Raw genomic sequence first — 12,660 nt, 5'->3', positions numbered from 1 at the left:
GCACGGAGACGCGTTAAAACGTGCCGGATAAGGCTTCAGGCGAAACGGCAGGCTTCAGTAAACGGCAGACGAGGCAGACGCGGGTGCAGCTTACTCGCTTCGCCATAACCCAGATTGATTAGCATATTGGCTTTCCAGTGGGTCTGTGCAAAAAACAATGCGTTAACCTTCTCCGCATCGAATCCCGACATGGGACCGGCATCCAGGCCCAGCGCGCGAGCCGCCAAAATCAAATAGCCTGCCTGTAGACTGCTGTTGCGAAAAGCGGTCTCAGTAGCCAGCTCCGGGCTGCTGGTAAACCAGCTGCGGGCATCAGCCCAGGGAAAGAGTTCTGGCAACCGATCATAAAATTTACCGTCGGAAGCCACAATTACTGTGACTGGCGCTGACAGCGTTTTCTCCACATTGCCGCTCGAGAGCGTAGGCTTCAGTTTCTCCTTACCCGATGCGCTGGTAATAAAAACAAAGCGTCCCGGAGAAGCATTAGCTGAGGTAGGGGCCAGACTAACCAGTTCATAAAGCCGATGCAATAATGCTGAATCGACCGCTTTATCCTGCCAGTGGCTATGGGTTCTGGCCTCGGTAAACAGGGTGCTTAACGCCTGAAGATCAAGAGAAACGGCCATGCTGGCTTCCTTACTGTGAGTTAACGGTACAGAAAACGTTAGCGACTGGCTCACTCATTGACCAAGATGATTTTTGTATGGCAGAAATGCACCCTCATGTTACGGCGTTAGCCCCGAGCGCAACCAGGAAGATGGAACCGCCTTCGGGAGTTACGCCTGTAAATAAGTAAGCGTCGCAAAAAGCGAATTAAAATGCATTGATTGAGAATGGTCTTTAAAGATAATTGAGAATTGTCTTGTAATCGCATTTAATCTGTTTTCATTATTAAAGATTAAACAAGACTGCAACAGTAATAAGCCGGATTATATTTGTTCGAATATTGATTTTTCTAAATATTTTATAATATCAATCATCATCAATTGATTCTGAATATGCCATTTACTTATTTTCACTTTTATCTTTACCTTAAGTGCGCCTTGTGAATAACCAGGAAAGTTATTAGAATCCCTCAAATAATTAAGCAAAAAGACATTAATAAATCCATATGGTGCCAGTGCTTACACTATGTATTAGAGTAAACGCATGGAGCCCGCTGTTGCCGGGTAAACAGATACGGGATATATCACTATGTTGAAAATTAACTTGGCTATATCAGATAAGTACCCTGCTGTTCAGTATTTTCTTTGTAATTACCTTAAGCAAGAATTAGGTTGTAATATATTGCCGGGCATCTCTTTAAACGAAGATCATGCGATTAAACATACAGAACAGCATAGAGTAGATGCTATTATCACCGACCTCTCTTACGATAGCGATGGCCGCCAGTTCTATGGTGTTTCAAAAATCAGAGCGATAAAAAAACGTTTTCCAGCGGCTAAAATTATTCTCTATACGGAGTTTAATAACCTATCAATTCTGAAAAAAACGCTTAACTATGGTGTTGATGCAATTGTCAGTAAATATGATGCGGTTAGCGAAATAAAAAAAGCGCTATGCGAGGTGTTTACCAAAAAACACAGCACAGCCTGGGTTTCGAAAAATATAAAATCGATTATTGAAAGCGATATTGAAAAATCGAGCCGGTTAACGGCAAAAGAATGGGAGATCATTCAGCTTTATTCTATGGGGCTGTCATTATCCAATATCGCTAAAAAACAAAACCGTGCGGTAAGCACCGTTGCTACGCAAAAGTATAACGCCATGAAAAAACTTAATGTGCATACTAATAGCGAGCTTATTCAATACGCCTGCATAAATAATATTATTTAGCCTTTTGTTTTTTCTGTTTATTGAAAAGGATTTTGATAATGCACATCAGAAGAGTTAACGTCTTAATAGCTTTGTTTTTTTCGGCGTTGATTATCCTGCCTGGGAGCGGGCATAGCCTGACACTGCAGGAAGCCGTGTTGTCAGCCAGCATTTATGACAGTGAAATCAGTGCGGCGCGCAACGCACAGCGGGCGGATAGCCAAAAAAGGCTGCAGGGTTTTGCCAGTCTGTTGCCGGTCATCAGTTTGAATGGCTCTTATGCCAAACAGGATCAGCCTAAAGCCACCTATGCTGCAGGCGTCACACGTCATAGTTACAGCTTTAGCCTTACGCAGCCGCTGTTTGATATCGCAAAATATGCGGCATGGAAACGCGGCGACGCCATAGCTAACTATGCCGATGTTGTGCTGATGCTGGCAGAGCAAAAACTTATTACCGGCGTTGCAGAGGCTTACTTTCGGGTTATTTATCAGAGGGATGTACTAAAGAGCGCCATCAATGCAAAAGCTGCCTATGGTAAACAGCTGAGTCAAACTGAGGTTGCGTTAAAGGTGGGTGAAGGCACACGTCTTGAACGAGACGAGGCGCAGGCCAACTATGACCGGGCGATAGCGGATGAGATCGCTGCTAAAAACGATCTGCAGGAGGCCAGAATAATTTTTTCCCGCCTGACCGGGCGTAATCCTGATGAAATTCAGCCGGTTGTTCTGTCATGCGTGATGCGCTTTCCGGTTTCTGATGATTTTAAAGCCCTGGAGCAGCAGGCCGGACAAAATAATCTTCAGGTCCGCGCCGCGCTTTTTCAACTGGAACAAACCAAAGCCGATCTGATCGCCGCGCATGGCGCGCATCTGCCGGTAGTGACATTACAGGCGGGCTATGGCACCAACTGGAGTAAGAGTAAGGCGGAGGATTTTAATTTTTTTGATTATGTTTTCGGCACCACGTCAAAAACACATTCCAGTAACATCGGCATCAATGTTTCTATTCCTTTATTTGCTGGCGGGTCACAAATTTCTCAGTCTGTAGAAGCGGTCAGACGTCGCGAACAGGGAAAGGATCTCCTGGAGAATGCGCGTCGTAAGGCGCGTCAGGAAACGCAATCCGCCTGGCTTAAATTAAAAAATGGACAAAATCAGTATCTGGCGGAAAAGAAAGCGTTAGCTTCGGCAAAAAACAAAGTGAACTCTACGGCATATGGCAGAAAAGTAGGTTTGCGAACTATCATCGACGAGTTAAACGCAGAGCAGGAATATTATAAATCACTACAGGCACTGGCAAAACTGCGATATGAATATTTAAACGCCAGACTGAAACTATCTGTGGAGTTAGGCGAGCTGGATTATTCAACGTTGGATCAATACCGTTGCGCTGCGGATAATAAAAAAACCTCCGTTAATTAAACAAGGACGTTAATTGAATGAGTGAATCGTTATTTCGTCAGGAAGCATTAGAGGCGAATAAAACCACCATGATCGGCACCGTGGCTTTATATTGTCCGCCATATCGCTGGCTAATTGTTTCTTTAGTAGGAGCGATAACTCTGGCGATAGCCGTGCTGTTTGTTTTTGGCAGTTATACCAAGCGGGAAACCGCATCGGGGCAGCTACTGCCCGCCAAAGGCATTATGAATATTGCGGCAATTACCACCGGCACCGTGGTCGATATTACCGTAGAAGAAGGTCAGCGGGTAAAAAAGGGCGACGCCATCGCCACCATTTCTTCAGAAGTCTACACCGCGCTGGGTCTTACACGTGAAAAAGTCGCGCAGCAGCTGAATATTCAGCGGACCCGTTTGAAAGCAGATTTAGACAATCAGGAAAAGCTGGCCGCTGAAGAGATGAAAGGGCTTAAAGAGCGCGAGCGGCTGTTAAGCGCCCAGATGGAGCAGCTTAGCGTTCAGCAACGTCAGCGTTCCCGTCAGGTCAGGCTGGCGCGCAGGCAACAGGAAAAAATCAATCTGATGCGCAAACAGGGTTACGCCTCAAACAGCCAGGTTGAACAGCAGGAAGCTGTGGTGATCGATGCCGAAACGCGCTTACAGGATATTGCTCGTCAGCAGCTTGATATTCAGCAGCAGCTTGCCCAAACGCGCCAGCAGCTGCGCGAGCTGCCGATGAATGTGCGTAATAAACAAAACGAGATTGAACGACGCCTGTCAGAAATCGATCAGTCGTTAGCGGAAAATGAATCCCGGCGATCGGTGGTGCTACGTGCGCCAGCGCAGGGCATTGTGGGATCGGTCATGGTTAAAACCGGCCAAATGGTGAATGCCGGTCAAACACTGTTTGCACTGCTGCCGGACGAGGGTGAGCTTCAGGCGCGCATTATGGTCAGCAGCCGGGCGATCGGTTTCATTCAACCCGGTCAGAAAGTGGTGCTGCGTTATCAGGCGTTTCCTTTCCAGAAATTTGGTCAGCAGTACGGCAAAGTGATTGATGTTTCCCGCGTTGCGCTGTCGCCTCAGGAGGTTGCCACGCTTACCGGCCATAACAATGTGCAGGAACAACATTATCGTGTGGTGGTACAGCTGGATAAGCAAGACATCAATGTTTATGGACGCAAGGAAAAGCTTCGCCCTGGCAGTGCGCTTGAGGCGGATTTCCTGATTGATAAACGACGCCTCTATGAATGGGTGCTGGAGCCGCTTTTTGCACTTGGTCGTCGTTCAGGAAATTAATTTAACCCGCCGTGGGACTACAACAGGGAGTTGTATTATTCATGAAGTTTTTAGAAGCACTTAACTTTGGCTGGCGCCGTAAATTACCGGTTATGCAGCAAACACAGGCAACGGAATGCGGCCTGACCTGTGTTGGGATGATTGCCAACTATTTTGGTCACGGCATTGATATGGTCACGTTACGTAAGCGGTTTCCCACTTCGCTTAAGGGCGCAACGCTGGCCGATGTCATGTTGATTGCGCATCAGCTGGGAATGGCTGGCCGGGCATTAAGGCTTGAGCTGGATGAGCTGGTGAAGCTGCGGCGTCCCTGCATCCTGCACTGGGAAATGAACCATTTCGTGGTGTTGAAAAGCGTCTCGAAAGATAAAATAACCATTCACGATCCCGCCATCGGCCGACGGGATGTCCCAATGGAAGACGTTTCCCGCTGCTTCACCGGCATTGCGCTGGAGCTGTTGCCGGGTGCCACCTTTACCCGCGTGCAGGAAAAACAATCCATCTCCATGCTAAAGCTGATCGGTGATGTAACCGGTATTCGCTCGGCTTTTGCGCAGATTTTGATTCTGTCGGTAGCGCTGGAACTCTTTGGCATTCTGATGCCTTTTTATATGCAATGGGTCATGGATCAGGTTTTAGTCTCGGCGGACTATGATCTGCTTACCCTGTTGGGCTGCGGCTTTATTGCCGTTACGCTGTTAAGCGTCTCTGTTTCTGCGCTGCGATCCTGGGTCACTACCTGGTTTTCAAGCCTGCTTAGCGTGCAATGGACCGCGAACGTTTGTGCGCATTTGCTCGGCCTGCCGATGACCTATTTTGAATCACGGCATGTGGGCGATGTGCTGTCACGATTCGGCTCTATTGGCACCATACAAAGCACGCTAACCGGACGTTTTATCAGTTCGATCCTTGATGGCGTAATGGCGATTGTCACGTTAGGCATGCTGTTTATTTACAATATCAAGCTGGCGTGGCTGGTTATCGCGCTGTTAGTGGCGTATACGCTTATTCGCTGGGTTTCATTTCGTCCTTTCCGTCAGGCCAATGAAGATCAAATTACCGCTTCGGCGCGGGCACAATCCCAACTGCTTGAATCTATTCGCGGCGTAAAGGCGGTTAAGCTTAATAACAAACAGGAAATTCGCGTCGCGGCGTATGCTAATGCGCTGGTTGAAAGCACGAATAAAGGCGTGGCGATACAGCGCTTGTCGATCGGTTTTAGTACCTTGCAAAGCTTGATTTCAGGCGTCGGGCGGATTGTCCTGATATGGATGGCGGCTTTACAGGTACTGGAAGGCAATTTTACCAGCGGGATGCTGGTCGCTTTTATCAGCTTTTCCGACCAGTTTATTGGGCGTGCTTCAGGGCTGGTTGATGCTGTTATCGATTTCACTATGTTGCGTCTGCATGGCGAACGTCTGGCAGATATCGTGTTAACCGAGCCGGAGGCTGATATGGAAACACGGTTACCAGCCATCACTAAAGCGGATGGTGCGCCACCTTCGTTAACCATTAACGATCTCTGTTTTCGTTATGCGATAACAGAGCCGTACGTTATCCATCATTGCTCTATTTCCGTAGCGGCTGGCGAATCAGTAGCGATTATCGGCCCATCCGGACAGGGCAAAACCACTCTGGCCAAGCTGATTATGGGACTGTTGAAACCGGAGTCAGGCAGCATAGAAATAAATGGCATCGACATTAAAAAACTGGGTATGCGTAACTACCGCGATCGTCTTGGCTGCGTCATGCAGGACGATATCCTGTTCGCCGGTTCCATTGCCGACAATATCAGCTTTTTTGATGCTTCTCCCGCACAGGAAAACATAGAGGCTGCCGCAAAACTGGCACAAATACATGAAGATATCGCGGCCATGCCGATGGGCTATCATAGTCTGGTAGGGGATATGGGCTCCTCCCTGTCCGGTGGTCAGATTCAACGCGTGTTATTGGCAAGGGCGCTTTATCGTCAACCTTCTCTGCTTATTCTTGATGAAGCCTCCAGTCATCTTGATGTTGATCGTGAACGCAGCATTAATGAGGCAATAAAAAATATGCCTGTTACCCGAATTATCATCGCCCACCGGCCTGAAACTATCTGTAGCGCGGATAGAATTATTCTTTTAAATCAGGGTAGCGTAGTCGAAGTTGATAAAAGCCAGTATGCGCTGTTACATAAAAACAATAGTCAGTAGATAAGTGGTGGAAATGATTTAATTATTTATCGTTCATGGAAATAATAGGTTTGCCCGCGTAAAAATCATCAATATAGGGCGCTGTCAATAATGGATTGTTTACTATTGTTGCATGCCCTTACAGTAAATAGCATATAAATGCTATTAATGCGTTGTCATTGAGATTTTATAATTCAGTAATTGAAACAGCTAATAAGGAGCGATTGTGCGATATTTAGAATTAAATGAAATTAGCCAGGTGTCAGGCGGTGAATTCTTCGAAACGATAGGCTCTATGGTGATTGGCAGTTTTACCGGCGCGTCTTCCGGCCTGTTAAAAGCGGCTACGGTGGGCGGTAATAGTGGAGGAATTTTGGGCATAGGAATCATAGGCAATCTTGGCGGCGTGATTGTCGGCAGCGTCGCTGGCAGTATGCTCGGTACCATGTACGGTATGGTAAATGGCTGGGATAAAACGTGCGAATGGTTTAACGCCACCGCAGAGCAATGGTTTAATCTTATTTTGCCGCTTCCAAAATAACATGAAACTATCCTCTCGGGGTGTTAATTGTTTATTTATACTCTTTCTGAAAGTGAAATAATAAATGCGTTAATGGTTCGGATGCTGGTTTACCTCACACGTTAGCATGGAAAAAAGTTAGTGAAATAAATTTTAATGTGAAAATGAACGTTTTCATTTAATGTTTAGTCGTCGTTGCTGTACTGGGCATTGTTAATGCGATTATTCATTAGTTGTTAATGCCCTCTGCAGTAAAGATATAAATATTTATAAGTCATTAAATAAAATTTCATGGGATGGCTTTTATTTTTTCGGCTTAATTGATCACGCGAGTAACTTGTACGGTTTTTTACTCGGCATTCATTTTTCATTAAAAAATAAAATGGAGTTTAAGATGCAAAAAACAATATTAGGTACAGCGATTGCGTTAACAGTTTCTGTCATGGTGCTTCCGGCCGGTGCGGCGGATGGAACAATCACTATCAATGGCAAACTGACACAGCAGACCTGTACTGTAAAAGTTAATGGCGGCGCTGCTGACGCCGTTATTAACCTGCCTTCACTCTCCACTTCTGCTCTGAATGAAGCTGGCAAGATGGCAGGTCGCACGGCTTTTACCATGAACCTGACCGGTTGTACGCCCGCCACCGGCAGCGTACGTGCCTATTTTGAACACGGCCCAACGGTTGATGCTGCAACAGGACGTCTGAATAACACCATCAGTTCTGGTGCTCAGCAGGTTCAGGTTCAGCTGCGAGACAACGATGAAAATGATGTGTATGTCGGTAACACCAGCCAGCGTAATAATCCCGCGACTGCGTTGTCGGCAGCCGGTACAGCCAATCTGCTTTACAGCGCTTACTACTATGCGACCGGCAAGGCGACCGCTGGTGAACTGGCAACGTCAGTGACCTATTCTATCGACTACCAGTAACGCCTATTCCTGCCCTTTGATAAAAATGCAGGAGTTATGCTCTTGCATTTATTCATTTTGGATATTTACCCTCAGGAATAGCATCAGGAATGAATATAAAATCTCTCTTACTGCTTTTTTGCGGTCTGTTGTTAAATATAACCTCTGCTTTGGCCGGTATTGTAATTAATAGTACGCGCGTCATTTACCCTGAAGAAAAAAGTGAGGTTACCGTACGTCTGGAGAGTCAGAACGATTATTCTTCTTTGATTCAGTCATGGATTGATAGCGGGGATAAGAATCAAGCGATAAAAAACATTAAGGTGCCCTTTATTCTTCTTCCTCCTGTAACTCGCATCGAGCCACACCAGGGGCAAACGCTGCGAATTAATTATCTTGGCGAAGGTTTTGATGTGCCTGCAGACAGAGAATCTGTTTTTTGGTTAAACGTGCTGGATATTCCACCTAAACCGTCGGGTAAGATGGAAAATTTATTGCAAATGGCAATCCGTACTCGTATTAAACTGTTTTTCAGGCCGAAATCGCTTCAGGATATCTCTCCGGCTGAGGCTGCAGAAAAGGTTATCTGGCGAGTAGTGAAGGATAATAAAAAAGCCATACTTGAGGCAGAAAATCGTTCCCCTTTCCATGTTTCAATTACTTCAGTTGAGGCTAAATCAGGGAATAAAACGTTTAATGCTGAGGGGAAGATGATCGCCCCTTTCTCCAGAGTGACTTATGCCTTCAAAGGTAATAAGTTTGCTTTGAGTAAGTTTAAATACATTTATATTAACGATTACGGGGCCAGCGTTACGATAGAAAGAGAGATTTATTAACTTAAATAACTCACATAATGAAGGGTATGTTTATGTCATTTTTTTCTTTCTTTCACCATTATTGCCATCACCAAAGAAATTACGTCATTTCATGGCATTTTACCGCGCTTATTTTCTGTATGCTTTCGACATCAACCCGCGCGGAGGTTTCTTTTGATCCTATCTTTCTTGATCAGACTGCCGGGGATTATATCGATATTTCCCGGTTTAACGGCAAGTTCAGGATCCCGCCAGGCATCTATGCCAGCGATATCTATTTAAATGATCAACTGTTGGGACGCGAAAACGTGACCGTCCGTGAGAAAAGGGGGGAGTCTGTGATTTGCTTTAGCCCGGCGCTGGCTAACCTGACCGGTTTTCGCACAGGCCAGCTCTCATCAGAGCTGCAGAATGCCCTGCGTCAGGAAAGTAACTGTACGGCGCTGGAATCGCTCCAGCCTTCCTCTAAAGCGCAGATGGTGCTTGCCGATATGCGCCTTAATCTTCAAATCCCACAGGCATGGCTTAACCGAACCGCACGCGGCTATGTTGATCCTGAGCTATGGGAAGAGGGCAGCAATGCGCTCTATGCCAGTTATGATAACAGCTACTTTAAACAGGATTCGGGCAGGTTCGGCTCGGAATCTTTTTACAGCAAGTTGGGTGGTAGCCTTAATATTCATGGCTGGATGTTTCGGCATTCTGGCGCGTGGAGGTGGAGTAAAAATAACGGCAACAGCTACTCTGTTCTGAGCAATAACCTGCAGCGGGATATTACATCACTACGTGCGCGGATTTTAATCGGCGATGCAAACAGCTCGGGCGCCCTGTTTAACTCTTTTATGTTCCGGGGAGTCAGGCTTGCAACCTCTGAACAGATGTTGCCTGACTCACAACGTGGCTATGCTCCCGTGGTACGCGGTATTGCTCAAACCAACGCACGCGTACAGATTCGGCAAAATAATGCCCTGATTTATGAAACTACGGTGCCGCCGGGCGAGTTTGCTATCAATGATATCTATCCCTCTGGCTATGGCGGCGATCTTCGCGTGACGGTAACGGAATCTGATGGCCGGGAAGCGGAGTTTGTCGTGCCTTATGCGGCCGTTTCGGAAATGATCCGCCCTGGCAGCTATCGTTACAGCCTGCTGATGGGAACCCTGCGCAATCAAAATCTCAGCTATACGCCTAAAGTATTTCAGGCAACCTTTCAGTACGGGATAAACAACTGGCTTACTGGTTACAGCGGCCTGTTGGGCTCCGGTGACTACCTTGCCGGTTTGGTCGGCGGAGCCATCAGCACGCCTGCGGGCGCTTTTGCTCTGGATGCTACCGGGGCCAGCTTTGATGATGGCACCAGCGCGCAAAACGGCATTAGCGTTCGTGCCAGCTATAGCAAGTTCATTTCGACCACTAACAGCACGATTTCCGTGGCTGCCTACCGGTTTTCTTCTTCAGGTTATCTGGACTTGAATAACGCTACGCAGCTTGTGGATTTCCACCAGAAAGAGAATCAGGCGCAAGGGCTGCAATTAAACCGTCCTCAGAATCGTTTATCTCTTACGTTAAATCAGCAATTGGGCGAGAACGGCGGCAATATTTACACCAGCGGTTATGTAGAAAATTACTGGGGCAGGCAGGGCAGCGATGTGCAGTACCAGCTGGGTTATACCAATCGTTTTAAGTTAGTTAATTATGGCATCAGCCTTAATCGCGCCAGAAACGCTTCCTACAGCGAAACGCAATATCTTCTCTCTTTCTCGCTGCCGCTGGGGCGGGGATCCCATATACCATATGTTAACAGCTATACCACGCGTAGTGATGACGGTATCACAACGCAGCTGGCGTTAAGCGGCGTCCTGGGTGAAAAAGATCAGTTAGATTATAATGTTGGCGTAGCGCGTGAAAATAATGGCGACAGCTCAGGAAATATATCGGGTTCTTATCGTTTCAGAAATACACAGCTGAAAGCCAGCTACGCGAAAGGCAAAAGCTATCGCTCTTATACGGCCGGAATGAATGGCAGTTTCGTGCTGTTACCGGATGCGCTGGTCGCCAGCCCTTACACCGGTGATACGCAGGCTGTGGTTCAGGCCAAAGGCGCGGCGGGCGCATCAATTGAAGGTTATCCGGGCGTCATCGTTAACGATGCCGGCTATGCGCTGGTTCCCTGGCTCACCCCTTATCGCATCAATAAAATCGCTATTAATCCCACTGGCATGCCGCTGGATGTTGAACTGGAATCCACTGTTAAGCAGGTGGTGCCGCGCGCCGGGGCGATAGTAAAAGTTAATTATCCAACCAAACAGGGCAATGCAGTATTGATCCAGGCGCAGTTGCCAAACGGCGAAGCCCTGCCTTTTGGTGCCAGCGTAAAAACCGAAGATGGACGCGATGTGGGTGTCGTGGCCCAGGGGGGCCAAATGTATATCCGCCTTGAGGAGACCATGAATCGTTTACAGGTTAGCTGGGGGCCGCACAGCCGCTATACCTGTTTATTCGATGTTAACCTGCCGGAAAAAACAGATAAAAGACAACGTCAATTCCAGCGGTTCAATACAACATGTCGTTACCCTACACCGGTTGCCAGACAAGAAGCGTTAGCCAAAGCGGTACGATAAATCTGGCGCTGAAATTGGGAGAAAATCATGAATGACCTGATAAAAAAAGGCTCGCGCAATACTGGATATGTAATTTTACTGGCGGCCTCCGGTTTTATTTGCCATACAAGCTATGCCACAACCGTGCGCTGCGCGCCTGACTCTAATACCTCTAATAATGTTTTCGCCTTTGATTTTAATAAGCTCCCCAACCAGATACCTAATAAGGTGCCCATAGGGGCAACGATTTATGATGTCACTATGAACCTGGATTTGTGGTGTGCCAAAGAGCTTAATACGGGCACCATAATCGCAGGGCCAGAAAAAGCAAAAATATATATCAATCGGGGAAATACCACAAATGCGTTAGGAAACAAAAGCGGATTAACATTCTTTGTCACGATTAATGGCGAAAGGGATGCCGTCAGTAAAAGTTATGACAGTGGCTACTCTACCGATAAAGTTTTTGTGCCGGGCATTTCCACCTCAAACTATACAAAAATCAGCGTTCCGGTGCGTGTTGAGCTGGTAAAAACAGGTGAGAGCATGGCTATCTCTCCGTTTCGCAATGATGTAAGCCTGTTTTCTATTGGCGATGCGGGTTATGGTTATATACATTATTGGGCCACCAATGTCAGAAAGCTCTCTTTCTCTGAATATACCTGCAATACAACCACACCAAATATCTATCAAACGTTGCCGGGTCTGAATGTTGCTGAGCTACCGCAAAGTGGCCGGGCAGATAATCATGTCACCGATTTTTCAGTTTCACTGCAATGTAACGGAAATATATGGAGTACGCTTTCCATTAATATGGCTTTCAGCGGTACGCCGGTGGCAGGGTTAGAAAGAAATGGCGTTTATCCCTTTTTTAATCGTGCCGGAAGCATGGCGGAAGGTATTGGATTTCAGATCCTGCATCAGGATAGTACAGGCGCTTTTGTTGAAAGTGAAAATAATGCGTGGTTTAAAATAGGCAGCTTTTCATCAAGCTCTCATGTATTAACAGTTCCTTTAAGAGCTGCCTATTACCGAACAAAGGAAAAAGTGACGCCGGGAGAATTAACAGGAACGGTAACTTACACTATCAATTATATGTAATGGTAAGAAATAGTGGCTTGA

10 protein-coding genes are annotated in these 12,660 nt (G+C 46.7%); 9 read left to right on the top strand and 1 reads right to left on the bottom strand.

Going from position 1 to position 12,660, the window contains the following annotated elements:
• Nucleotides 1-35: 35 nt before the first annotated feature.
• Entirely contained in the window at nucleotides 36-626 is a 591-nt protein-coding gene (locus ACQE3Y_RS08825; protein ID WP_426973780.1) for a malonic semialdehyde reductase, read from the bottom strand.
• A gap of 568 nt (nucleotides 627-1,194) precedes the next feature.
• On the opposite strand from ACQE3Y_RS08825, the gene ACQE3Y_RS08820 reads away from it, so the two are divergent.
• The 9 genes from ACQE3Y_RS08820 (at nucleotide 1,195) to ACQE3Y_RS08780 (ending at nucleotide 12,639) form a co-directional block, all read left to right on the top strand.
• A complete protein-coding gene (locus ACQE3Y_RS08820) occupies nucleotides 1,195-1,836 on the top strand; it encodes a LuxR C-terminal-related transcriptional regulator (RefSeq protein WP_426973781.1) in 642 nt (213 codons plus the stop codon).
• Between the two features lie 71 nt (nucleotides 1,837-1,907).
• Nucleotides 1,908-3,239, top strand: coding sequence for a TolC family outer membrane protein (locus tag ACQE3Y_RS08815; protein WP_426981469.1), 1,332 nt, complete (start codon nucleotides 1,908-1,910; stop codon nucleotides 3,237-3,239).
• A gap of 17 nt (nucleotides 3,240-3,256) precedes the next feature.
• Nucleotides 3,257-4,516 carry an HlyD family secretion protein gene (locus ACQE3Y_RS08810; protein WP_426973782.1) on the top strand — a complete coding sequence of 420 codons (1,260 nt, stop codon included), beginning with the start codon at nucleotides 3,257-3,259 and terminating at the stop codon, nucleotides 4,514-4,516.
• Nucleotides 4,517-4,557: 41 nt separating this feature from the next.
• Nucleotides 4,558-6,711 carry a peptidase domain-containing ABC transporter gene (locus ACQE3Y_RS08805; RefSeq protein ID WP_426973783.1) on the top strand — a complete coding sequence of 718 codons (2,154 nt, stop codon included), beginning with the start codon at nucleotides 4,558-4,560 and terminating at the stop codon, nucleotides 6,709-6,711.
• Between the two features lie 205 nt (nucleotides 6,712-6,916).
• Nucleotides 6,917-7,231, top strand: coding sequence for a hypothetical protein (locus ACQE3Y_RS08800; RefSeq protein WP_426973784.1), 315 nt, complete (start codon nucleotides 6,917-6,919; stop codon nucleotides 7,229-7,231).
• A gap of 373 nt (nucleotides 7,232-7,604) precedes the next feature.
• On the top strand, nucleotides 7,605-8,144 hold the full coding sequence (locus ACQE3Y_RS08795; protein WP_426973785.1) for a fimbrial protein: 540 nt from the start codon (nucleotides 7,605-7,607) through the stop codon (nucleotides 8,142-8,144).
• Between the two features lie 89 nt (nucleotides 8,145-8,233).
• A complete protein-coding gene (locus tag ACQE3Y_RS08790; protein WP_426981453.1) occupies nucleotides 8,234-8,959 on the top strand; it encodes a fimbria/pilus periplasmic chaperone in 726 nt (241 codons plus the stop codon).
• A gap of 32 nt (nucleotides 8,960-8,991) precedes the next feature.
• The gene (locus ACQE3Y_RS08785) at nucleotides 8,992-11,559 is read left to right on the top strand and encodes a fimbria/pilus outer membrane usher protein (protein WP_426981452.1); all 2,568 of its coding nucleotides are present in this window, start codon (nucleotides 8,992-8,994) and stop codon (nucleotides 11,557-11,559) included.
• A 27-nt stretch (nucleotides 11,560-11,586) separates the two neighbouring features.
• Nucleotides 11,587-12,639, top strand: a complete 1,053-nt coding sequence (locus tag ACQE3Y_RS08780; protein WP_426981451.1) for a fimbrial protein — start codon at nucleotides 11,587-11,589, stop codon at nucleotides 12,637-12,639.
• Nucleotides 12,640-12,660 lie beyond the last annotated feature (21 nt).

Origin of the sequence: Pantoea sp. FN0305 (assembly GCF_050113845.1) — a bacterium.
Classification (GTDB): Bacteria; Pseudomonadota; Gammaproteobacteria; order Enterobacterales; family Enterobacteriaceae; genus Mixta; species Mixta alhagi.
The sequence above is the reverse complement of the archived record's forward strand: the minus strand, read 5'-3'. Positions and strand labels throughout refer to the sequence as shown.